This window comes from Indolivaga macrotermitis, assembly GCF_900128985.1.
Lineage (GTDB): Bacteria > Bacteroidota > Bacteroidia > Bacteroidales > Dysgonomonadaceae > Dysgonomonas_A > Dysgonomonas_A macrotermitis.
Genome location: NZ_FQUC01000015.1, coordinates 20,263 through 44,979, shown reverse-complemented (window position 1 = coordinate 44,979; position 24,717 = coordinate 20,263). Strand labels below are relative to the sequence as shown.

The window sequence follows — 24,717 nt, the reverse complement described above, 5'->3', positions numbered from 1 at the left end:
TATTTTAAACGGATATATATATACTATTTTATAAGTTGAGAACATTTATTTATCTCATTATAATAAAGAACTTCACCGAAGATATCAGTTCATCAGTTTACGATAACGAACCCGCTTAGGTTCCACGTTGCCTAATCTGGCCTTTTTATTCTCTTCGTATTCACTGTATGATCCTTCAAAATAAAATACCTCCGAATTACCTTCGAATGCCAGGATATGTGTACAGATACGGTCCAAGAACCATCTGTCGTGAGATATAACAACCGCGCAACCCGCAAAGTTCTCCAAACCTTCTTCCAGAGCACGTAAAGTATTTACGTCTATATCATTCGTTGGCTCATCGAGCAAAAGCACATTCGCTTCGGCTTTTAAAGTTAGAGCCAAATGTAAACGGTTGCGCTCTCCACCAGAAAGCACACCACATAACTTTTCCTGATCACCTCCCGAAAAATTAAAGCGTGACAGATAAGCTCTGGCATTGATTTCTTTTCCTCCGACACGAACAAAATCCGATCCTCCGGAAACTACCTGATAAACAGTTTTATTAGGATCTATATCTTCGTGTGCCTGATCTACATATGCCGTTTTAACGGTTTCTCCTACTTCGAAAGCACCTTTATCGGGAGTTTCCAAACCCTGAATCAAACGGAAGAGGGTCGTTTTACCGGCTCCATTAGGTCCGATAATACCGACAATACCATTAGGAGGCAACATAAAGTTTAGATTATCAAACAACAATTTATCGCCAAAAGCTTTGGCAACACCTTGCGCTTCTATTACCTTATTACCTAAACGTGGACCGTTAGGTATAAATATCTCTAGTTTTTCTTCTCTTTCTTTCTGATCGGCATTCAGTAATTTTTCGTATTCATTCAGACGGGCTTTACCCTTTGCCTGACGAGCCTTTGGAGCCATACGAACCCAGTCGAGCTCACGTTCTAAAGTTTTCCGGCGTTTACTGGCTTGCTTTTCTTCCTGTTCCATACGTTTTGTCTTCTGCTCCAACCACGAAGTATAGTTTCCTTTCCAAGGAATACCTTCACCACGGTCAAGTTCAAGAATCCAACCCGCAACATGATCCAGAAAATAACGGTCGTGAGTGATACAAATCACAGTTCCGGCATATTGCTGTAAATGCTGTTCCAACCAATCTATAGACTCAGCGTCCAAGTGGTTGGTAGGCTCATCCAGTAATAAAACATCCGGCTCTTGCAATAGCAAACGACATAAAGCAACACGGCGTTTTTCTCCTCCCGATAAGTGTTCGGTCAGTTCATCTTCGGGCGGGCAACGTAAAGCATCCATTGCACGTTCCAGTTTATTGTCCAGATTCCATGCATCCGAAGCATCTATCTTATCCTGAAGTTCGGCCTGACGTGCAAACAGCACATCCATCTTATCTGAATCTTCATAATATTCAGGCAATCCGAACTTTTCGTTAATCGACTCATATTCCGCCAAAAGATCGATAATAGGTTGTACACCTTCCTGAACTACTTCTTTTACAGTTTTTGTCGGATCCAACTTCGGATCCTGTTCCAGATATCCAACAGAGTATCCCTTATCAGATACTATTTCACCCTGATACTCTTTATCAATACCTGCTATAATTTTTAACAAAGTAGATTTACCCGATCCATTCAAACCTATGATACCGATTTTGGCACCATAATAAAATGACAAGTAAATATTTTTAAGCACTTGTTTTTGAGGGGGATATACTTTATTAACCCCGATCATCGAAAATATAATCTTTTTATCGTCTGTTGACATAGCGAATATATATGTGTTATTTATTTTTTTTAATCTGCTTAATATAATAATTATTAGGGCCTCCGACATCATCAGATACCTCTTCCAATATTCCTCTTCTAAAATACTTTGTTTTTACTAAATATTCTGTAGCAGTCCCCTGCCCCAGTCTAACCTTATTCAAGTCTTCAATCTCTGTTACTTTTTCTAACGGAATATATTGTTGATAAGCTTTTAATGTAATAGTATCAGTACCAATATTATATATCTCGTATACTTGCAAATCGTCTGTATATTGTTTGTTGCAAAGGATAAAATCTCCAGCTTTAAGATCATTATACCATAAAGCCTGCTTTTCGTTATCATAGCATTTTGCAAAATTCTCCGACGCATTTTTCATAACCGTTCTATGATCTATTACTGTTGTTAACGTCGCATAGCCAATAATAATCACAAAAAGAAATATCAGAAATAGTATAAAACCATAGCGTTTTCGGAATGACGGTTTATATTCCGATTTCTTGCGCGCTACAATCTCGGCAACCTCGAGAGTCCACCTCAACTTAGGTATCCTTTTCTGACAATCAGCACATAAAACACTCACCTTCAAAATGGTTGTACTACCCAATAAAATAGAGATCTTTCCTTCTTCAGTCTTTACTATCCATTTATTACAGCCACATTTAGGGCAAGAAGAAGAGGTATTAATTTCTTCCTGATCTAAAAAAGAAAGCTGCATTTTGTAAGTTATAATCATTTATTCTTTCTTTGTATAAAAACTGGATAGTATAACCAATAACACAATTTACTCAATTATTCTGTTACAAATATAACAAATATATAATATACAATACGAAAGTTGACTTTTTAGGGAAGTTACAAATTCAGGGTAAACCACAGAAATGAACAAATATTAACAATAAAGCGTTAGACTTCACAAATAAAAACTTAAACATATTCAAAATGAATCGATTATTATTATTCGTATTTGCTCTTAGTACCGTAACTTCAATAATTGCCCAAGAGGCGGATTCAACCCAAGTAAAGACATGGAAACATTCTGGTAGCACAGGAGTAAACTTATCACAAACATCTTTATCGAACTGGTCGGCTGGTGGTGATAATGCCTTTGCTGGTAATCTTTACCTGAATGGCAAACTTGAGCATAAAACAGGCAACTGGGCATGGATCAACTCCCTAGCTATTGAGTATGGAATCACCAGCACAAAAGGACAAGGAGCTCAGAAATCGACTGATAAACTCGAAGTAGCAACTCAGCTGGGTTATACTACTGATAATAAATGGTATTATACAGGTATGGCTGATTTTAAATCGCAATTTTACAAAGGATATAATTATCCGAATAAGGAAAATTACATCTCTAAATTCATGGCACCGGCTTATTCAAATGTATCAATAGGTATAGAATATCGCCCCAAAGATTCTTTCTACTCGGCATATTTTTCTCCAATAGCCGGAAAAATGACTTTTGTTAATGACGACTATCTTTCTGATCTGGGTTCATTCGGTGTTGATCCGGGCGATAAATTCAGAGCCGAATTTGGTGCATATATCAAAGGTACACTGGAAAAAGACATCATGGAAAATGTAAAAGTAATCAGTGATGCCAACTTTTTTACTGCATATGACAAGTCATTCGGAAACGTTGATGTAGAATGGAACCTGTTGATCAGTATGAAGATAAACAAATACCTTAATGCAAGTATCAACACAACTCTTAAATACGACAATGATGTGAAATACATCGACACCGAAGGTGATAAACATGGAGCCAGAGTGCAGTTCAAAGAAATATTAGGTATTGGTTTCGGATATAATTTCTAATAAACCTATCAGATAACAACTCCCGTAAAACAAATTCGGGAGTTTTTTCGCACTAAACAACAAGAAGTTGCGATTACTTGTCATAGAAAACAGCACATTCTTATCATTCAATTCAGACATTTTAGTATATTTGGCACCGACTAACTAACAAGTACTAACTTACATGACGATTTCGGTAATTCTGCCGGTATATAACGTTGAGATATATCTACCTCAATGTCTTGATAGTATCATTACACAAGACTATCTGAATCTGGAAATTATATTAATTAATGATGGAAGTACAGATAGTTCTGGGATGATTTGTGATAGCTATGCCCTTAAAGATAGCCGGATAACGGTTATCCACCAACAAAACAAAGGTATATCAGAAGCCCGGAACGCTGGACTTAAATATGCTTCCGGCGATTTTATCAGTTTTATTGATTCAGATGACTGGATTAATTCGGGTATGTACTCATGCATAATGGAAAATATATCGGACGATATAGATGTAGTATATATCCCCCATCCTACTCCAAAAAGAGTATCATCTATTAAGAAACTAGATAAGAAAGATATACAATTCAAGTTTTTACCTCATTTTATAGGGAAGACTCGTTTATCATTAGGTTCTATGGCCTCAGTATGGTCGTTGTTTATTCGTAGAAAATTAGTTGAAGGACTATATTTTAGCAAGGCAAACTTTACAGAAGATAAACTCTATTTTATAGAGACTGTACTCAGGGCTGACTCTCTATTAATTATTCCACAAAAATTCTATAATTACAGAGAAAATCCAAACTCTATAACTAGAAAATACTATAAGACATTTGTTGATGATGTAAGCTTAATAAATAAAGAAATCACTTATATTCTGGAAAAATACAAAGTGAAAACAAAAGAATTAGAAAATTTACACAATAATAGCATACTAAACTTATACCATCATTTAATAAAAAATGAAGCAGAGAATGAAACCCTCGTATTACCCAATCCGGCACTAGCCAAATATTACAAAGAAAACGACCTCTGTGAACTACTTACATGGCCAAAGACATTTAAAGCTTTGTTGTCAAAACCCAAATTCCTGCTTATAAAATTAGGATACAGTGATACTGTCTTAAGACGTAAGTGGGCGAAACGTCAAAAGCGAATGGGCAGATAAATAAGGTTTATCTCAATTTCAATACCTCCCCTTCTGTAGGAACATATTCCATATCTTTTTTATTCATTTTGTAGAGATTCTTAACTTTAATACCATAAAGTTGAGATATGCTATGCATAGACTCACCGACCTCTACCACATGCTCGTAGTAAGGTTTATCCGCCTTTTTCTTTTTATTCTGGAAATAAATCAAATCACCTTCCTGTATAGGAAAATTCTCAGGTACTTCATTATATTTGGACAGGTCTTTCATTTTGAAGTTAAACTCACGGGCTATAGACTCATAAGTATCGTCACGCTGAGCAATAACATATATCAGCCCGTTAGTCTTATATACCTGATGTTTAACCGGGATAACCGGAGTTTCGATTTTTATCTCTTCTTTCTTTACTTTCGACGATCCCCCTTTTTTATCATACTGATAGAGTTCATAATCCTCGATAAGCTTTATCAATTTATTGGCATAAGCCCTGTCCGTAGCATATCCTGCCTGCTGTAAGCCTCTGGCCCATCCTTTATAATCTGTAATATCCAGATTAAACAGTTTACTATAACGGGGTTTCTCATTCAAGAAGCGAGAATGGTCATCGTACGAATCTTCCGATTTTTTATATTTTCTGAAACAATCATTCGGAGTATCATCCGCCGCAATCACCGATTCGCCTTTCCATCCATTATGACATTTAATCCCAAAGTGATTGTTCGATCTTACAGTCAACGAACTCCTTCCCGCACCCGATTCCAATAATCCCTGAGACAGGGTTATACTGGCAGGTATACGGTATTTCTTCATATGGCTTATAGCCAAATCTTTGTATTTAGCTATATAATCTTCGTATGCTTTATTACGGACAACTTTACCGCCGGCATAAATAAACTGCGTAGTGAAGATAAAAAACAGGGATAATATAGTAAGTTTAAGCAAACCCTTTCTGTTTGTCGTATAAATCATATTAAATTTTTTTACCTTTGATTTCAATATAAATAAACATTGATATATATGGAAAGTTTAGAAATTTCTGCAAAATTAAGAGTTTATAGCATAGTGGAATACACGAATGATAAAAAAATACTAATAGAAAAGGCAAAAAACGCAACAAATTCAGCATATGCACCTTATTCCGGCTATAATGTCGGCGCTGCAGTACTTTTAGCAGATGGTACTATCGTAACCGGAAGCAATCAGGAAAATGCAGCTTACCCCTCCGGTTTATGTGCCGAACGTACTGCTCTTTTCTATGCCAATGCTCAATATCCCGACATTCCTGTAAAAGCAATAGCTATAGCAGCAAGCACAAAAGGAGCTTTCACACAAGATGTATGTACACCCTGCGGTTCGTGCCGTCAGGTATTAGTTGAAGTAGAAAACAGGTTTGAACAGCCTGTAGAAATTATTATGTACGGAGAAAAGCATATTTACGAAGCCGATTCTATTCGCAGCCTGCTTCCATTATGCTTTGGTAAAGATAATCTGGAAGACAATGTAAAGTAAGCTTTACCATTGAGCCGCTTTTAGCTTTAACTCTTCGGTCAGGGCTTTAGCTCTATTACCTGTTACCTTATCTAATAATTGCCAGAAACGCTCTCCGTGATTCATCTCTATTGTATGACATAATTCATGAAGCATTACAAATTCAATGAGATACTGAGGTAACAAAAGACAAAAATAAGATAAATTAATACCTTTCTTCGAAGAGCAGCTTCCCCAACGGGTTCTGCTCTTATTTATTTTCAATGTTGTAAAAATAAAACCATGCTTTTCGGCTAATACACGTAACATCTCTGGAAACATCCGTTTCGCTTCATGCCTCATAGTTTGCTCTATACAATTACGAATAATCGACTGAACCTTCACTTCCGAAAAATTACTGATATTGGGACATGTTATAGTCAAAACTCTCTCATGTAACTTAGCATGATAATTCCTTACATTCTTCGATTCTATCCGAAGGGAAAAGGTCGCCGTGTGGAACTCACTTTCAGGAGAAAAAACAATAACCGGCCTCACAGGAATAGTGCGTAATCGGGGACGCATTTTATCCAGAACTCCCAATATTTGCTTATCAGAAAAAAATGGAGGTATAGTCAGTTGGATATATCCCTGCTTATTACGTGCAATCACATTCTTTGATCTCACATTACGGACAATACGTATTATCCCTAATTCTTCATCTTCAAATTCTTCCATATCGAATACAATCTCGATTAATAAAAATAAGCTTGGTTTTTTATTACAAAAAACCAAGCTCTATTATAATATGAATATTAATCTCTTATTTTTTCTTATGATTTTCTTTTACATAAGCTTCCAGAGCTGCGGTCATCGAGGTCAATCCCGGCAGAGGAGCCTCACAGTCGAGCCTAAGCCCTAAGTCTTTGGCAGCTTTTGCAGCAGCAGCACCAAAACATCCGATAGCTTTTTCTCCTTGCTCAAAACCCGGATAATTCTTAAATAAAGAAGCAACACCTAATGGCGTGAAAAAGACAATCATATCATAAGTATCTATTTCGCTTGGTTCAATAGTAGTACTTACTGTACGATACATAACGGCTTTAATGTAATCAACCTTCTTTTCATCCAATACAGCAGTTATATCCTCATTATGAGCATCCGAAACAGGAACAATAAACTTCTCTTTGTTATGTTTAGCTAATGAAGACGCCAAACCATCCATTTTTCCTGTCTGACTGAAAAATATTTTCCGCTTACGGTATACAATATATTTCTGGAGATAAAGTGCAACGGATTCAGATATACAGAAATATTTCATCGTTTCTGGCATAGTCACACGCATTTCTTCACACAATGCAAAAAAATGATCAATTGCTACTTTTGCAGTAAAAACGACAGCTGTATAATCCGGAATGTTAATACGTTGCTGTCTGAATTCTTTAGCATCCAGGCCTTCGACTTTTATAAATGGACGAAAATCAATAGACAAATTATATTTTTCGGCAATATCATAATAGGGGGACTTTTCGGTTGCTGGTTTTGGTTGTGAAATCAGCACTTTCTTAATTTTCAAAGCCATAGTAAACTTATTAAATCAACTTTATATAAAAAAATCAATACCTGATATAGCAATATGTACGGTATAATTTCGACGCTGCAAAGGTAGACAATCAAAAACAAAAAATTAACAGGTTGCCTTAAAAAAAACGTAATTATCCTATAAAAAAGAATAAGACGGGAGATTATAAAGAGGCTGATAAAGAATATGATCAGTACAAAGTGAAATTTTTGCGAATAGATCATCATCAATGTGGGAACAAAAGCAATCATTCCAGTCATTTCCAGAACAATAATATACGTTCGTTGCCACATATTGGTATACTCTTTCATATCAAATACATAACCGATAAACCTATAAAACAACGATTTTATGGAGATGAAAAGAGCTATAATAACAATAAAAACAAGAATAGTGGCAAAACTATCTTTAGGCAACGGATTATTATCTGATTCTAAGAAAATATCAAATATAATAATGGACGTTAACAATACATTCTGAAATAAGAGTATAAAGTTGAACCAAAATTCAGTAATAGTCGTTTCGCTAAATAGATTGGAATTTTCCCTGTAAGAAAATAATAATCTTGTATTTTCTCTAAAGAAGGTGATGCCCCCCTTATATATTCTGGTGAAAAACAAAAAACAAATCAGAAGTAATACCAATACTCCATCTTCATTCTCAAGTGCAAAATCTTTATGTATACCCAGATGTCCATTATTCTGAAACTCTTTGCGAGACTCTGCAGTATGTAAAGATTGCCATTTATCTTCGGTAAAATACATGCTAGTATCTTTCTCTATTTTGAGAAGAGAACGATATTCGACCGAATCTTTATAAGATCGGGCTAACGCGACACTATCAATTACATATGTACTTTCTCCGGATTCCAAGAAAAACACTTTTTTAATTCGGCACAAAGATAATTATAACAATGCATCCCTGAGATAAAATCATCAAGGATGCAGTGTCATTTTTTATTTAATTAAGGAAACTAATATAGTTTATAGAGAAAACGCTTTTTTTACAGCATCTACAAAATCTAATTTTTCCCATGTAAATAATTCAACTTTCAATTTTAGAGGCTCCGGATTGTATCTTGACTGAAATACCTTTTCCACACTCTTCGGTTCGCGCCCCATATGACCGTAAGCCGCAGTTTCTGAATAAATCGGATTACGCAGCTTCAATCTGTCCTCTATTGCTTTAGGGCGCATATCGAATAATGATTCCACAACCTTTGCTATTTCACCATCGGTCATTTTCACATTTGACTTGCCATAAGTATTAACATATATATTCATGGGTTTAGCCACACCGATAGCGTATGATACCTGAACCAGGATTTCGGGAGAAACACCTGCTGCTACAAGGTTTTTCGCAATATGGCGGCTCGCATATGCGGCAGAGCGGTCTACTTTCGAAGGGTCTTTTCCCGAGAAAGCTCCTCCCCCATGTGCTCCTTTTCCTCCGTATGTATCTACAATAATCTTACGTCCAGTAAGACCTGTATCGCCGTGAGGACCACCAATGACAAATTTACCGGTCGGGTTTACATGATAAATAATATTGTCATTGAATAAGCTAAGAATATCATTTCTAAATTTGTATTTAGACTTAATTCTTGGAATAAGAATATTAATTACATCCTGACGGATCTTATCCTGCATTTCCTGATCGGTTCCAAACTCATCATGCTGGGTTGATAATACTATTGTATCAATACGTAAAGGGGTTCCGTTGTCATCATATTCGATAGTAACCTGAGACTTCGCATCAGGACGAAGGTATGGCATCAAATGCAACTCATTTTTACGGATATCTGCCAACTCCAGCAATAGAGAGTGTGACAAGTCTAGCGCCAAAGGCATATAGTTATCTGTCTCATTAGTTGCATAGCCAAACATCATTCCCTGGTCTCCGGCACCTTGATCCATCGGATCAACTTTCTGATCGACTCCCCTATTTATATCGTCCGATTGTTCATGAATTGCAGACAAGACTCCACACGATTTAGCTTCAAACTGATATTCACTTTTAGTATAGCCAATACGTTCTATCACGTTACGGGCAACCTCAGGCACATCAATATATGCACGGGATTTAACTTCTCCGGCCAAAACTACTTGCCCAGTTGTTACTAAAGTTTCACACGCCACTTTAGAGTTCGCATCATAAGCCAAAAACTCATCGAGTAATGCGTCTGAAATCTGATCTGCTACTTTGTCCGGATGGCCTTCCGATACTGATTCGGAAGTAAATAAATAACTCATATCTCTATTTGTTATACGTTAGTTAATAAAATAAACAAAAGTGAGATAGTTAAATCTTGCAGGAATATGAGGAAATGACTGTATTTAGCATTTTTTTCATGTGGTTGCAAGCAAACAAATCTATCCACTTAGAAGCTACAAAGGTAAGGCTTTTATATATAAAAAAAAGGAATAACATAATAAATATGCTATTCCTTTACTATTTTTAATAGTACCTGTTATTTAACAGCCTCTAGTAATTGCTTAGCTACCCCATTTTCAGGATCAAGAGCTAAGATCTTTTCACTGTATGATTTAACAGCATCTTTATCTGATGCACTCTTTGACTTATCAAAAGCAAGGTAATAGTAATAACTCAAATAACGATATGCTTCGATAAGTTCGTTATTATTACTTCCATCATCTTTACTTAAAGCTATTTCTATTACTTTTTCGTAATATGGTTTAGCCAAACCTTCTGTTGTTTCAGGGTCTAAAGCCGCATTAGCACGCGCTCTCCAGAAATATCCCAAATAACTATCAGGAATACGTTCACTCACTGTCGCAAATGCTTTATCCGACTGTTGTAACAAAGCTTTTGCTTTTACAGGAGCATCAACGTCTACTGTATCTTTTTGAGCAGCTGTACCAGCCATGTAAGAATAACGACCGATATTAAAGTAATCTGTAGCTTCTACAATCGCAGGATCTGCCTTATCTACATATTGTTGAAGATATTTAGCAGCGTCAGCATATTGATTTCCTTCAACACATGCCATAGCGATCTCTTTATACACTGTCGATTTCGACGGATCCAGTTTTACCGCAGCCTCGTATTGCAATAAAGCTTTATCTAACTGATTGTTTTTACTTAACAACTCACCATAAGTCATAAAGTCCTGAACAATATATTCGCTATCGCCTTTATCTAATGAGAAAAATTTATCTCCTACAGCCAAACCATCTGTATAATCTTTTGATTGCAAATAGCTATACATCAACAGACGATTCAATACAAAATTATTAGGCTCTTTAGAAATACCTTCATTGATCAGTTTTTTAGCTTCATCGTATTGCTTAGTGAAATACAACGCAGCTGCATAACGAGTCAAATCCGATACATCATATGCTCCTTGAGCAAAATATTTTTTATAAGCCTCAATAGCATCAGCATACTGTCCGTTGTGAGAGTAGATACTTCCTAACATTTTATATGCTAAAGTGTAATTAGGATTGATCTCTACTGCTTTTTGAAGCATCTCAATTGCTAATGTAGGATTCACAGCCTCATAAACCTGTGCCGATTTAATATAAGCAACTGCACATGTCGGATCAAAGTTATATGCCTGAGCATAACTTCCGGCAGCTTCACCAACGTTGGTTTTTGCTTTCAAATCTCCCTCTAACAAATAAATCAGAGGCGATTTTTTATCAGCTTTACGGGCATCAGCTAATTTAGCTTCACCTTTTTGAGCCATATTGTTCGCATAATAAGCTTCAGCTATAGCTACAAGTACTCTTACATCTTTTTTATCTTTTTTCAGTGCAATAGAAAATTGATCTTCTGCCTCCTTAGGGTTGGTCTTCAACAAAAGCTTACCTAATCCAACATTATTAAGAACAAAATCTGCAGATGCAGCTAATCCCTTTTCATAATTAGATTTCGCTTCAGCAGTATTGCCTTCTTTATAAGCAACTTCTCCCAAATAATAATAAGCTTCGGCAGGTGATTGACTTACTTGTTTTTCAAAAATTTCTTTTGCAACTTTCAGCTCTCCTGTATTTAAATAGTCTGCTCCAAGATTTGACTGTGCAAAAATCGGAGTACTAAGTAACAAGCCTAGAAAAGCTCCTAATAAATACTTCTTTTTCATCCTTTATTAATTCTTATAGTATAATTTAAATATTCAAGTGTTGATTAATGATTTCCGAAGAGTTCCAATATCCTTCAAAATTCATCTTGTATAGTAATCAGTCTCATTGGTCTGGTAGCCGGAATCAGGCCTGCTTTCAGAATTATACGCTGACCTCTATCTCCTACCAAAAAACCCACAAATCCTGCGGGTAACGTACCCCTAAGATCCGATGTAATAACAAATACATCGCGACGCAAAGGGTATTCTCCTAAGGCCAAATAAGCAGCATAAGGCTGAAAACTACTTTGACGGGTTGCCGGATCTGATTTACTGACAGACATAACCCTTACCCGATCTGTGAAACTCAGGTTTGTAGTATCAGTAGGATTGCTTACCCAGTTTACACCAATCACACCTATTGCATTGGGCGTTCTGGACACATAATCCAATACAGCCTTGTTATTTTCCTGAGCCTTCAACCGCTCAGCCAGAGGCTCTCCTCTGTTTATCGAATCTTTGATAAAACGTACTGTGCTCGAATTAGGATTATCAAACACAACAGCTATTTGATCGTATTTTGATTGCTCATTGATTTGTTTCCATGAATCAATTTCGCCAGTCATTATCTTCTTTATCTGAGACATACTGATTAAAGAATCAGTGTTCTCTTTATTTATTATAAGAGCAATACCGTCCACCGCAATTTTTTGAGTACGGGGCTGTAATTTCCTATTTAAAAGACCCTGCTTTTCAGCATCGGTCAAATCACGGGCTGCAACTATCAGCCTCAGACTATCTTTTAACAGTAGGTTAAAAACATCAACCTCACTTGCAAAAGTAGGAATAATAGATGCATCCTTATTTAAGGCCTCAAATACATCTATTTCTTCTTGTACTATCGGACTAAAGCAATCGTCACTTGCTATTTCAGCTATACCACTGGTAGGAGTGTCAGTCCGCGTAACCTTTATTCTCTGATTACACGCTGAGAAAATTGTTAAAGATAGTATTATGCAAAATAAACCAACTTTTCTCATAATTTTTGATAATTAAATAAAAACTTCACTAACATAAACCTCCAAACCACTATTACTTTTTGTATTTATACACACGATAGGCCCGGAACAATCCGTATCCTATAATACCTACTCCTAATATATAACGGACAATAAGGAAATCGTCTTCCTGAGAATTATTGTCCCTGAAATTATATTTAAGAATTAAACCCGAGAACATAATCAATCCTCCCATAGCTATATAAAGTACGGCCATGATTATACTCCAAACGGTTCTAAATGTAAATTTATTATTGTCCCTCATAAAAGATCTAATATTTAAAAGAGGAGCGCGACACATGTCACCACATGCCATCAACTCCTCTTTTTACATTATCCTTCTGAGAATGCCGTATAATGCATCTCAAAATTATTTTTGTAGTTTAAACAATACTGGCAAGGTATAATATACAGGAACTTTACGTCCATTCTGCATACCCGGTACCCATGTAGGCATTGATCTTACTACTCTGATAGCTTCTTTATCACAAGATGGATCTAAAGAACGTAATACTTGTGCATCAGATACTTTTCCATCTTTACCTACAACGAAACGAATTACTACACGTCCTTCGATACCGTTTTCAGCTGCGATAGGTGGATATTTAAGGTTGTTACCGATGAATTTCATCAATTCGGCGTCTCCCCCAGGGAATTGAGGCATTTGTTCTACGCTGACAAAAGGTTTTTCAGGTTCCTTTTCTTCAACGATAACTTTATGCTCTTTCAATTCAGCGATATCCACTGCATTTTTATCATTTGTTCCTTCAACAGTTGCGATAGAGATCTGAACTTTTGCTTCATTCAATTCTTCAATTGACTTCATCTCTTTATCCTCATTCACTTTACTATCCTCTGTAATCACCGGAGGTGTAAACTGAATAGTTGCCTTCAAAGGTGGAGGCGGTGGAGCAGTTTCTTGACGAATAAGATTCTCTTCAGGAACTTGTTCCTCTACATTTGCAATATTAGATAGCTCGAATGCTTCGTCGACCCCACCCAAATTATCTTTATTTGGTCTTACAGCGTCAAGGAAAGCAGGCAAAGCAGCTACAACACCTACAAAGATCACTACTGCAATAAATGCAACAATATGTCTTTTCGATGATGTCTTACGTAACTGATAAGCACCATAAGTCTTATTTTTACCTTCGAATACAATATCACGCCATTCAGAGGAATTCAAATTAATTTCTTTTCCCATTTTTTTGTTTTTAAATGTGTGATTATTTATTATCGACCGCCTGTTTCAGCAGATAATGCGCCTTTAGACTGGTAGTTCTGGACTAGGTAATTATCTCCGTCAGCCATTTCTACGATAGCATATTTACCGATACTGCAAATCTGCATCTCGTCTAGAGCATCAACCAAGTTCTTATAAGAAGCACTGTTGGTAGGTTTGATTACAACAACCTGTCCGTCTTTCTTGTTTCTTATTTCACTTGACTTTTCTTTGAACTGTTCTTCTGTTATCTTCTTTTTAGCCCTATCAATTTTGAGCGTTCTCATTTCAGCTACAGCGTCACGGTTACGTTCCAACAAGATATCTCTCAAACCTCCGGCACCATAAGTAGTTTCTTTCAAAGATGTATAATCACTATAATTAGGTTCACCCATATAATAATAGATTTTATCATCTTCTCCAAGAATCAAAGTAATTGCTTTAGAAGCTTTTACCTGGTTCTTATCTTCTTCGGTAAGATCTGTATCTTTAGTTGGCATAACAATGTCCATAGTTTGAGGTTTACTCAAAGTCGTACAGAACATAAAGAAAGTAATCAAAAGCATGTTCATGTCAACCATCGGTGTAAAGTCTACACGTAGATTGAGCTTCTGGGGTTGGCCTTTCTTTTGTTCTCCGCCACCACCGGTATTTACTTCTGCCATAGTTTTACTATTTTCTTAATTAAAGTTCTATACATTAAAACCCTTCGGGCATTGCTTTCAGAGTTGTTATCAAACTATATCTGTTCTCTTTCAGGTCTTGCAATGTAGACATTACATTCTTCACCAATGTATAAGGTGTTGACTGGTCTGCTTTGATTGCTATTGACAAATTTTCATTTACTTCCTTAGCTGTTCTCACCCATACTGCTAATTGGTTATTAGCGCTGATGATTGTATCAGTAGGAATTCCAAATTGTTTCATTAATGCATCTTGCTCATCCAATGGTAAATCCAAGAAAGCCTGCATACGGCCGATTGGCATACCAATGTGGGTTTGATTTATAAATGAAGTAATTTGTTTGGGAGTAAATTTAACCCCATATTGTTCGCCAACACTTTCCAGAACTTTTCTTTTGTCTTCAGGTCTGTCCAGATTCATATAAACCTGTCCCTTAGGATCAATAAGAATAGTCATAACATCATATTCAGGGATCTTTACTTCCGAAACAGAAGCAGGGGTCATTACCTGAACAGGTTCTTTTGGAACGAAATTGGCTGTCAGCATGAAGAACGTCAACAAGAGAACAGTAACGTCACTCATCGCGGTCATGTCGATGAATGTTTCCTGTTTTTTTGGTTTTACTTTGCTCATTTCTTCTTTATTATTTTTCTAATTAGAGTGGAAATATTTTACTTTTCCACAAATCATTTAGTTAAAAATGATTTATTTTCTTCCGTGTTTAGATACGTATGTTTGTCCAATAGCAAATGCGATTTCGTTTACTGCATCTGTAGTGTCTTTTACACGACCTTGGAAATAGTTATAGAAAATAATAGCAAGAGCTCCTGTACCGATACCCATCGCTGTATTCATAAGAGCTTCCGAGATACCTACCGCAAGTGCAGTTGAGTCTGGTGCTCCTTCTTGTCCCATCGCAGCAAATGATTTGATCATACCAAGTACTGTACCAAATAGTCCGAATAATGTACCTAGTGTAGAAATTGTTGCAATGATAGAAAGATTTTGCTCTAGATATGGTAATTCTAATGTTGTTGCATCTTCGATTTCGTGTTGAATAATTTCAGCTTTTTCATCGTTATTCATATCTGTATAGCTTTCAACATCTTGATATCTAACAAGACCAGCTTTAAGGATATTAGCAACTGAACCTTTTTGATCATCACATAGTTTTTCAGCACCTGCGATATCGCCAGCTTCTAGTTTAGCTTTAGCTTCAGCTACAAATTTAGGAATGCTACCTTTTCCGCTAGCTCTGTTCAAAGCAAAAAATCTTTCAACCGACAAAGCAAGTGTAGTTAAAAGAAGCGTAATAACGATAGGAATTACATATCCTCCTTGATAAAGTGTTGCAAAATAGTTTCCTGGGTGTGGGTGTCCTTTTTCATCAAATCCAGAAGGATCACCGCATACGAAAAAGAAAAAACAGAAGGCTACAACAGCACAACCTGCGATCACCAATCCTGCTGATACTCCTTTAGATCTTGCTTTTGCTTTTTGTGGTTTAGTTTCCATAATAGTAAAATAAATTTGTTTAAATTAATTAGTAATATTCAATTGTTTCTATATTATTTATAAATATAAGTTTGAATTCTCATTTTCTATATAATATTGCAAACTGAGCTTTATATTCGGCACAAATATATAAATTGATTTATTGAATACAATCATATTATTGTAAAAAAGCACACTTAAAAAGCGCATTTTACCGATAACACAGATATACCATTAACAGGAAAGAGGGATTGCATGCTGAAAATAAGAAGATTATTCTAATTATTCTTCTGAGAAGGCAAATTACACACTCAAAGTCGGTATTGAACTATGCTAAACACTAACAAATCATATATAGATGTATACACTCAATTTACTCGAAAAAATCTCAACTTTACATTAGTACAAAAATAACAGATATATTTGTTTTGACAACAACTATTACTGAAATCTTCACAAAATTAACTAAACTTTGCACTGTTTTAGTATAAGAAAATAGTCTTTTAGATTATTTATGGAAGCACAAAGCCTCGTTCAAAGCAACTACTGCCTTATTATAATCAGAGCGGTTTATAACAAACTGCATATTAACCTGACGCAATGATTGTCCGAAACTTTCAATATTGATATTCTCTTCGAACAGTGCTTTAGCTGCTTTATACAAGAAACCGGGCATTGCAATATTAGTTCCCATAACACAAATTATAGCTACAGGCTGTACCCTAACCTGATAAAAATGATCCTTAAGGTTACTTATCAACTCCTTCGACTTAGGGTTATCCCACACTACCATTGTTATAGAGTTAGCGTTGGTTGATTTCAGTATATAACTGACTCCGTATTTAGCGAAATGAGTCATTATACGAAGGTCGAACCCAACTTCTCCTACCATCATGGGATCATGTATTTCAATAGCAACTACTTTAGTTGTACCGGACACTATCTCAACTTTGGCCTCCGGCGATACATATTCCCTGGAAATCAATGTTCCGGGATGTTCCGGCTCAAATGTATTTTTTATGCGGATATTAATATCAGCTAATTCCAACGGTTTAGCTGCTTTAGGATGGATTGCCTCCATACCTATATCTGCCAATTGGTCTGCTATCACATAATTAGTTTGCCCTACAGGTACAGCTTTATCGACACCTACTATGCCAGGATCGGCACTAGACAAATGATATTCTTTATGGATTATAGCTTCATCAGCCTTCACTTGTACCGCTATTTTACTAAAAGTTACTTCTGTATAGCCTCTATCAAAAGCTCTCATAATGCCTTCGGTACCTTTTGTATATCCTGTTGCAATACATAAGACTTTCTCAAAGTCGACCTTATCGAAAGCTTTCGCTATCCGTTCATCAATTGTTAAAGGCAATGAGTCATTGAATCCGCACAAATCGATAAAGCGTGCGGTTATTCCGTTATTATTTAAAATATTCACCGAATTCCAAGCCGAATGTGCCTCTCCTATCGATGCCAGTATTTCGCGGGCAGCCAGACATATATCTTCCGTATTCACATAACCGGATGCCATTACCTTACTTAAGCTGAACAACATCATCTTGGCTTGCTTGATACGATATTCTATAAATTCTTTAGCTTCGGACAGGTTCAGACCGATCGCTTCATAGTTCTTATTAATATTGACTAAACGCTGACAAAGGCTATCTAAAGCAATACTATAATCTTCGTTATTCAAAAACTGAACATACACACCGGGGTCCCCTGTCTTTTTATGTTCTAACAACCAATTAGTAACATTATTATAAGCCGATACTACGAATATACGATTATACAGAGCATCCGGAGTACGTTTTCCGATAATAATATTGGATAGGACATCTTTAAATTGAGACATTGAAGTGCCTCCGATTTTTTCGACAGTAAGCATCTTTTTACTTTATATATTTAAATCTTAGTATTAAAAAAAACAGAGTTAATCAGTTTTGCTTATGCTATATAGACTTAAGCACTAATATATTGTTTTCACAAAATTAGCAATAAAAAAGACCATGCAAAGTATATATGTCAATAAAAACACATAATAGCAACCAAATTGTCTCTTTCTGATCTTTTTTACAAACTGCTTTAATTGGATAATTATAAGTATTAACACAATGTTTTGAGATGGCAACAACTGATTGCTATTTTGCTTAGAAAAAGTAATAAAAAGATCAGAGACCTTAAATAATTTGCCATGTCCACCGAAAACTATTTATTTTGCAGAAAATAAAGTAAAATGGCATCTATAAAAACCTGGATCTCGGCATTACGTCCTCGTACACTCTTTCTGGCAATAGCTACTACTATTTGCGGGAATGGCATGGCATATTCAACAGGGCACTTTAGCATCAGTGTATGCTTATTAACCATGCTTACCGCTACGCTATTACAACTTTTGTCGAACCTAGCTAATGATTTAGGAGATTATCAACAGGGAACCGATATAACAGGAGGACGCGTAGGTCCTACAAGAACTGTTCAGAGTGGAGCTATCAGTCCTGAACTTATGAAAAGAGCCATCTTAATAACGATACTTTTATCATGCATAGTCGGAGCTTCCCTGATATATATAGCTTCTCAATTTATGCCTATTACATACATTCTCCTGTTCTTTATATTAGGAGGGGCATCCATCATAGCTGCGATCAAGTACACTGCAGGTAAAAACCCTTATGGATACAAAGGGTTTGGCGATATATTTTCATTTATCTTCTTCGGATTAGTTGCTATCGTGGGAACCTTCTTTCTGAATGTGCAGCAACTCACATTTCAACCATGGCTTCCCGCAATCGGGATGGGGTTATTTACTGTAGCAGTTTTGAATATTAACAATATGCGCGATATGGAAAATGACTGCGTATCGGGCAAGATGACTTTAGCTATACGATTTGGAAGAAAAGGCTCACGCATATATCATGCAGCATTAACCTTCTTGGGTATTAGTTGCTTTATTGTTTATGGCTGCTTTTATTGTAGCGAATGGTATCAATATCTATATATTATCTTCTTTATTCCTTTTCTGATCATACTAAGAAATATACTGGCAACTAAGGTTGATGCTCAACTGGATCCATATCTAAAATATACTTCAATGGCTTCCTTTGTTCTATCAGTTGTATTTGCTGTGTGCATTAATTTATAAAAGATTGATACGAAATAATCGTCAATCTTCAAACTCGATTCTATTTGTACCCAGGCTCTTAATCCGGACTAAAGATTCGACATGTATATTCAGATCGCGGAGACGTTTTCCGCCTTCCTGAAAGCTCTTCTCTATAATAAATCCCATACCTGCTAATTTTGCTCCTGATTTATCAACCAAATCTTTCACACCTATCGCAGCATGACCGTTTGCTAAGAAATCATCTATAAAAACAACCGTATCATCCGGAGTAAGAAAATCGCTGCTAACACATACGTCGTAGGTTGTGTCTTTAGTAAAAGAATATACCTGAGTAGTAATCATATTCCCCATAGTTTTAGGCTTCGCTTTCTTCACGAAAACAACCGGTAGCTCCAATAAGTAACCCAACATTATAGCCGGGGCTATACCGCTGGCTTCTATCGTTATCACTTTATTTATAGGCATATTACCAAAACGACGTACAAACTCTACTCCTATCGACTTCATTAATATAGGATCCATTTGATGATTGATAAAGCTATCCACTTTCAAAATTCCACCATCAAAACTTTTACCATCTTTTAAAATCCTGTCTTTAAGCAATTTCATAATCGTCGTAGTTATAATATAATTTCTAGTCCTTTATTCTTTTATACGAATTACAATGTTCGCCACAATAGCAACCAGCCCGCCAGTAGTGATTCCGGAAGAGAATATCCCCTTAACCCATGTAGGCATTTGAGCCAAAATATCCGGAGCGAGTTCTACGCCCAATCCGCAGGCGAAACTTACAGCCAATACCAAAACCGCTTTACGGTCTATATCCTGAGATGCAATAATACGTACCCCCGAAGCGGCCACCGTACCAAACATCAGCAGAGTAGCACCACCCAATACAGGCTCAGGCATAAGTGAGAAAATCCCCCCGATAAAAGGAAAGGCACTCAGTATTACCAAAAATGCCGCAATATAATACCCTATATAACGGCTTGCAACACCAGTCAGTTGTATAAGTCCGTTGTTCTGGGCAAATATCGAGTTCGGGAATGAATTAAACACTCCGGCTACAATAGAGTTAAAACCGTCGGCTAAAACTCCTCCCTGCACCCGCTTCACAAACTTCTCACCTTTAATAGGTTCTCCCCCGATCATCGAATTGGCAGTAATATCGCCCATTGCTTCAATTGACGTAATAAAATATATCAGTGCAACCGCAATAAAGGCCGAAAGATCAAAGTCCAATCCGTACTTAAAAGGAGTTGGTATATTTAGAGTTCCCAGATTACCTAATTGAGAAAAATCAATCAACCCTTGAGTATAAGCAACAATATATCCAAGAATCAGCCCCAAGACGATCGAGCACATACGTATATATTTATTCCTGAAACTGTTGAATACCAAAATAGACACTAATACAATAGCAGCCAAACCTAAATTCTGATAACTGCCGAAAGTACCGTTTTCCATAGCAGAGTAACCACCGCCGCAAGCAGTAATACCCACTTTGATAAGACTCAACCCAATCATGGTTACTACAATACCCGACACCAATGGAGTAATAATCTTCTGTGTATATTTCAGTATGCGGCTAACGATCATTTCGACCGGAGCGGCAGCGATACATACCCCGAACATGGCGGGCAACGCAACTAAACCCATTCCGTGAAAACTGGCAGTAAGAGCCCCTATAAAAGAAAAGCTAGTCCCTTGAACACAGAGCAAGCCACAACCTACAGGACCGAATCGCCGACACTGAATGAATGTAGAAATACCGGAGGCCAAAAGTGCCATTGAAACCAGAAATCCGGTAGTCTCCCTATCTAAACCTAAGCTGGCGGCAATGATAAGAGGAGGGGTTATTATTGCCACAAAGATGGCGAGTAAATGCTGAAAAGCAACGAACAATGCTTCTTTAAATGGAGGGCGGTCTTCAATCTGATAAATCAGATCCGTTTTTTTGATAGGCAAGATAGTTTCATCCATTGCCTTTTCTACATCTACAGACATAAGTTATAACGGTAACAACAAGTATTTGTGCACATTAAGTTTCGTATCTACAATTACCATTTTGTAGCTAGAAAACAACAAAAGGCGCAAAACTTTAAAATTTTGCCAAAGGTAAACAAAATAATCAAAAAAGGTAACAGATGTCACCCAATATGTCACTTTCACAAACACTTTACTGTAAAGGCTTTTCTCGTAAAAAGGTGACAAAGGTGACAAAAGTGACACCATTTTTCAAAATATTTTTATCCTCTTTTTTTTAAACACAAACAGAGCATAAAACCTTATGCCCTGCCTCTCATATATTGTTCAAAAAATTCAAACTTCAATCTATCAAAGAACCTCTTTATTTTGAATAGATAAAAATTCTTCAATCAATAGTCATTGACTGCCATGTACCAATTGCCCATTGCATATCTTCTTCAGAATCAAAATACAGAGCTGCCTGTAGTAACTCCTCATTGATTATCGAAGAAGCATATATAACATTGTATTCCCGGTGACTATCAGACTCTTTTATCCTATACCCTGTGCGAAATACCTTATCATCCGAAAAATCATATTTTTCTAATGTTTTGTTACGTGATTCATCCCTTGTATTTACCCGTTCAATACACCTTTTATAGATAATATCTTTCGTTTTCCCTTTATCGTTCCAAACCGATAAACGTACCGATTTATCTCCCGTTGTATACAACAAACTACCGGTTTCCTTCTCCAACCTGCGTTCAAACAGGTTGTTTATACTGAATCTCCATCTGTCAGTCAACTCGTGCCTGACCATAAAATCATCCTTCAAGCCAAAGTCATGAACTTTACGCCATTCTGCAGTATCCGATACACGCTCATAAACAGAACCAACCCCCTTCAGAAGCAGATTTGCAATAGAAGCATCCTGCTTCAGAATAGTGGAAGGAGAAGATATTGCTATATTCTCCGGATTATTTACATAATCATCAGATTCTTCCCCCGAAAAAATACGCCACCCGCTATCTTCGGGTTTCGTTCTTTTCTCACGATACATAAACTTAGGTTTCTTTTTTTGGTCGGCAACCATTCTCGAAACCAAGAGATAGCCTATGCGCGGAAAATCATCAAATATATAGTTTTTCATATCTCTAAGTCATTTTAAAATGGGAATAAAAGCGGCAATACCAAGATCATCACTATACCCATAATCAATTGCAATGGAAGCCCTACCTTTATATAATCAATAAATTTATAGCGTCCGGCAGACATTACCAAAGCATTAGGAGGCGTAGAGAATGGCGATGCAAAACACATACTGGCTGCTACAGCCACAGCAAACATAAATGGATAAGGACTAACCTGCATATTCACAGCCGCCTGTATACCAATCGGAGCAAAAAGAAGCGCCGTGGCACTATTACTGATAAACATAGTCAAAATAGAAGTTCCGAAGTACACGCCTGCCAATAAAGCATACGGGCCATAAGTACCTAATCCGCCGACCAGTGTATCGGAAATAAGTGCAGCCGCCCCCGTTTTCTCAAAGGCAACAGCCATAGGCATCATTCCTGCGATAAGTACAACACTCTCCCAATTTATATTCTTATAAGCTTCCTCCATATTCCGCAAACATCCTGTCGCCACCATCAGTACAGCAGCACACATAACAGCGATAACGGGCGCCACAATATTTGTAACCATAGCTATAACCATCAGCACCATGATGGTAGCAGCAACCGGAGCCTTGTAATTGATAGTAACCTTTGCCGCTTCTTTCAGAGGTTGCCCGACCAGCACCAGATCGTCCTGACGATCGCCCAGATCAGCAATATCCGTCCATGTACCCTGTATAAGCAAAGCGTCACCCGAATGCAGCTTTTCCTTTTGCAAATCGGTCATCTTATACTCATTGTCGCGCTGAATACCCAGAATATTCACATTAAACTCGTCTCTGAAATGGGCATCTATAATAGTACGGTTCACCAATTTCGAATTAGGCATAATAAAAACCTCAGCTAAACCGATCTCTTCGAAGTCAAAAATGCCGGTTTCCTTTTCTACTGTTTCGGCAATCTTAAATCCCTGCTCTTCAACAAACCGGTTTATATTTCCTTTTTTACCGTAACAAACCAATACATCCCCTTTTTCGATCAATGTATTAGGGCCGGCTACAACTTCATTTACATTTTTACGAAAACGTCCCCCACCCGGTTTTTCTACCGTAACCACACTTATATTATAGTTATTGGATATCTTCAGTTCTTTCAATGTCTTGCCTATCATATCCGAATCGTCACTTATCACAATATGTGGCAACTTATGCAACTGATATTCATTCGTAAGATCATCCAGGGATTTTCCCGATTTCTTATTTTCCTGTCCGTCCGAATCATCTTTCGAGAGAAATATCTTTGACAAGAAATACAGTACTATAATCCCGACAGCTAAACAAACCAAACCTACTGGTGTAAAAGAGAAGAACGAAAGAGCGTCATATCCGTTCTTTTCCAGTTCGTTACTCACTATCATATTCGGAGGTGTCGCAATCAGGGTCAATATCCCCATACTACTGGCAAAAGCCAAAGGCATAAGAAAACGCCGGGGACTTATCTTGGCGCTCACAGCTATACTGACAACAATAGGCATCATCACCGCTACCGTACCCGTATTACTCACAAACGCCCCGATAGAAGCAGTTACGAGCATAACCAGTACAAACAAACGGGTTTCGCTTTCACCCGCGAGCCGCAAAATCTTCGAGCTTATCAGTTTAGCCAACCCTGTACGGAATATTCCGCCACCGACCACAAACAGGCCTATCATCATTATAACCACAGGATTAGAAAACCCTGACAAAGCCTCCGTCGGCGATAATATCCCGGTTATGACCAAAGCCAAAAGGGCACATATCGCAACCAGGTCTGACCTGATTTTCCCTCTCATAAAAAAGATTGACGATGCCAGCAGTATTATCAGCGTAACATTCATCGGAGTAAAAAACTGTGCTAGTAGCATATAACTGAAATTATATTTCTGACGGATAACATAGATGTCTTGTAAAACTGATTATAACGGGTCAGATACTTTGCGATAACACCCTAAAATCAGCGTTCTACACAAAGATAGGAACTTTGCCTCACCATTACAAAGACCGATTCTCGTTTTTTGATTAATTGTTTTCACTTTTCAGTTATTCTTCGTTTTGATAACAATTATTTACATTTTAAGAGTCTGTTTAAATTTTATAGCTCAACTTTTTTATAGCTATTGAGAGCCTATAATAAATATTTTCGCT

At 36.9% G+C, this 24,717-nt stretch carries 23 protein-coding genes; 4 read left to right on the top strand and 19 right to left on the bottom strand.

The features are described from left to right. Positions 1–84: 84 nt before the first annotated feature. Both ettA and BUC12_RS16120 read right to left on the bottom strand, forming a co-directional pair. Entirely contained in the window at positions 85–1,773 is a 1,689-nt protein-coding gene (gene ettA, locus BUC12_RS16125; RefSeq protein ID WP_062183362.1) for an energy-dependent translational throttle protein EttA, read from the bottom strand. A gap of 16 nt (positions 1,774–1,789) precedes the next feature. Beyond that, the gene (locus tag BUC12_RS16120; protein ID WP_062183265.1) at positions 1,790–2,509 is read right to left on the bottom strand and encodes a hypothetical protein; all 720 of its coding nucleotides are present in this window, start codon (positions 2,507–2,509) and stop codon (positions 1,790–1,792) included. A gap of 206 nt (positions 2,510–2,715) precedes the next feature. Here BUC12_RS16120 and BUC12_RS16115 point away from each other — a divergent pair, with 206 nt between their 5' ends. Beyond that, entirely contained in the window at positions 2,716–3,597 is an 882-nt protein-coding gene (locus tag BUC12_RS16115; protein ID WP_062183268.1) for a DUF3078 domain-containing protein, read from the top strand. A 163-nt stretch (positions 3,598–3,760) separates the two neighbouring features. Further along, complete coding sequence (locus tag BUC12_RS16110; RefSeq protein WP_062183271.1) at positions 3,761–4,744, top strand: glycosyltransferase family 2 protein; 984 nt, start codon at positions 3,761–3,763, stop codon at positions 4,742–4,744. A gap of 7 nt (positions 4,745–4,751) precedes the next feature. Here BUC12_RS16110 and BUC12_RS16105 read toward each other — a convergent pair whose 3' ends face one another. Next, positions 4,752–5,696 (bottom strand): glucosaminidase domain-containing protein, encoded by a 945-nt coding sequence (locus tag BUC12_RS16105; protein ID WP_062183274.1) that lies wholly within the window; start codon positions 5,694–5,696, stop codon positions 4,752–4,754. A 48-nt stretch (positions 5,697–5,744) separates the two neighbouring features. Between BUC12_RS16105 and cdd the strand changes: the two genes are divergently transcribed. Next, the gene (cdd, locus tag BUC12_RS16100) at positions 5,745–6,236 is read left to right on the top strand and encodes a cytidine deaminase (protein WP_062183277.1); all 492 of its coding nucleotides are present in this window, start codon (positions 5,745–5,747) and stop codon (positions 6,234–6,236) included. Between the two features lie 3 nt (positions 6,237–6,239). Here the strand turns inward: cdd and BUC12_RS16095 are convergent, their stop codons facing one another. From BUC12_RS16095 to BUC12_RS16040, 12 genes are all read right to left on the bottom strand, one after another. Next, on the bottom strand, positions 6,240–6,932 hold the full coding sequence (locus BUC12_RS16095; RefSeq protein ID WP_062183365.1) for a M48 family metallopeptidase: 693 nt from the start codon (positions 6,930–6,932) through the stop codon (positions 6,240–6,242). Positions 6,933–7,017: 85 nt separating this feature from the next. Further along, the gene (locus BUC12_RS16090) at positions 7,018–7,776 is read right to left on the bottom strand and encodes a uroporphyrinogen-III synthase (RefSeq protein WP_062183281.1); all 759 of its coding nucleotides are present in this window, start codon (positions 7,774–7,776) and stop codon (positions 7,018–7,020) included. Continuing rightward, the gene (locus BUC12_RS16085; protein WP_062183284.1) at positions 7,767–8,648 is read right to left on the bottom strand and encodes a DUF4271 domain-containing protein; all 882 of its coding nucleotides are present in this window, start codon (positions 8,646–8,648) and stop codon (positions 7,767–7,769) included. The genes BUC12_RS16090 and BUC12_RS16085 overlap by 10 nt, the downstream gene beginning before the upstream one ends. A gap of 111 nt (positions 8,649–8,759) precedes the next feature. Then, positions 8,760–10,028, bottom strand: a complete 1,269-nt coding sequence (metK, locus tag BUC12_RS16080; protein ID WP_062183287.1) for a methionine adenosyltransferase — start codon at positions 10,026–10,028, stop codon at positions 8,760–8,762. Between the two features lie 218 nt (positions 10,029–10,246). Then, positions 10,247–11,881: a tetratricopeptide repeat protein gene (locus tag BUC12_RS16075; RefSeq protein WP_062183291.1), complete on the bottom strand. Its 1,635-nt coding sequence runs from the start codon at positions 11,879–11,881 to the stop codon at positions 10,247–10,249. Positions 11,882–11,955: 74 nt separating this feature from the next. After that, positions 11,956–12,900, bottom strand: a complete 945-nt coding sequence (locus tag BUC12_RS16070) for a PstS family phosphate ABC transporter substrate-binding protein (RefSeq protein WP_062183294.1) — start codon at positions 12,898–12,900, stop codon at positions 11,956–11,958. Positions 12,901–12,952: 52 nt separating this feature from the next. Further along, on the bottom strand, positions 12,953–13,135 hold the full coding sequence (locus BUC12_RS16065; protein ID WP_062183297.1) for a hypothetical protein: 183 nt from the start codon (positions 13,133–13,135) through the stop codon (positions 12,953–12,955). Between the two features lie 153 nt (positions 13,136–13,288). Further along, a complete protein-coding gene (locus BUC12_RS16060; protein WP_062183300.1) occupies positions 13,289–14,122 on the bottom strand; it encodes an energy transducer TonB in 834 nt (277 codons plus the stop codon). A gap of 29 nt (positions 14,123–14,151) precedes the next feature. Beyond that, the gene (locus BUC12_RS16055) at positions 14,152–14,805 is read right to left on the bottom strand and encodes an ExbD/TolR family protein (protein WP_062183303.1); all 654 of its coding nucleotides are present in this window, start codon (positions 14,803–14,805) and stop codon (positions 14,152–14,154) included. 34 nt (positions 14,806–14,839) lie between these two features. Next, complete coding sequence (locus BUC12_RS16050) at positions 14,840–15,457, bottom strand: ExbD/TolR family protein (RefSeq protein ID WP_062183306.1); 618 nt, start codon at positions 15,455–15,457, stop codon at positions 14,840–14,842. 72 nt (positions 15,458–15,529) lie between these two features. Continuing rightward, positions 15,530–16,339, bottom strand: coding sequence for a MotA/TolQ/ExbB proton channel family protein (locus BUC12_RS16045; protein ID WP_062183309.1), 810 nt, complete (start codon positions 16,337–16,339; stop codon positions 15,530–15,532). A 487-nt stretch (positions 16,340–16,826) separates the two neighbouring features. After that, a complete protein-coding gene (locus BUC12_RS16040; protein WP_062183312.1) occupies positions 16,827–18,212 on the bottom strand; it encodes an aspartate kinase in 1,386 nt (461 codons plus the stop codon). Between the two features lie 348 nt (positions 18,213–18,560). Here BUC12_RS16040 and menA point away from each other — a divergent pair, with 348 nt between their 5' ends. Next, the gene (menA, locus tag BUC12_RS16035; protein WP_062183315.1) at positions 18,561–19,466 is read left to right on the top strand and encodes a 1,4-dihydroxy-2-naphthoate octaprenyltransferase; all 906 of its coding nucleotides are present in this window, start codon (positions 18,561–18,563) and stop codon (positions 19,464–19,466) included. 21 nt (positions 19,467–19,487) lie between these two features. Here menA and xpt read toward each other — a convergent pair whose 3' ends face one another. The 4 genes from xpt to BUC12_RS16015 form a co-directional block, all read right to left on the bottom strand. Then, on the bottom strand, positions 19,488–20,057 hold the full coding sequence (xpt, locus tag BUC12_RS16030) for a xanthine phosphoribosyltransferase (protein ID WP_062183318.1): 570 nt from the start codon (positions 20,055–20,057) through the stop codon (positions 19,488–19,490). Between the two features lie 33 nt (positions 20,058–20,090). Next, on the bottom strand, positions 20,091–21,455 hold the full coding sequence (locus tag BUC12_RS16025) for a nucleobase:cation symporter-2 family protein (protein ID WP_062183321.1): 1,365 nt from the start codon (positions 21,453–21,455) through the stop codon (positions 20,091–20,093). Between the two features lie 367 nt (positions 21,456–21,822). Next, positions 21,823–22,566 carry a DUF2185 domain-containing protein gene (locus BUC12_RS16020; protein ID WP_062183324.1) on the bottom strand — a complete coding sequence of 248 codons (744 nt, stop codon included), beginning with the start codon at positions 22,564–22,566 and terminating at the stop codon, positions 21,823–21,825. A 14-nt stretch (positions 22,567–22,580) separates the two neighbouring features. Further along, the gene (locus BUC12_RS16015; protein ID WP_062183368.1) at positions 22,581–24,410 is read right to left on the bottom strand and encodes an SLC13 family permease; all 1,830 of its coding nucleotides are present in this window, start codon (positions 24,408–24,410) and stop codon (positions 22,581–22,583) included. Positions 24,411–24,717: the final 307 nt, after the last annotated feature.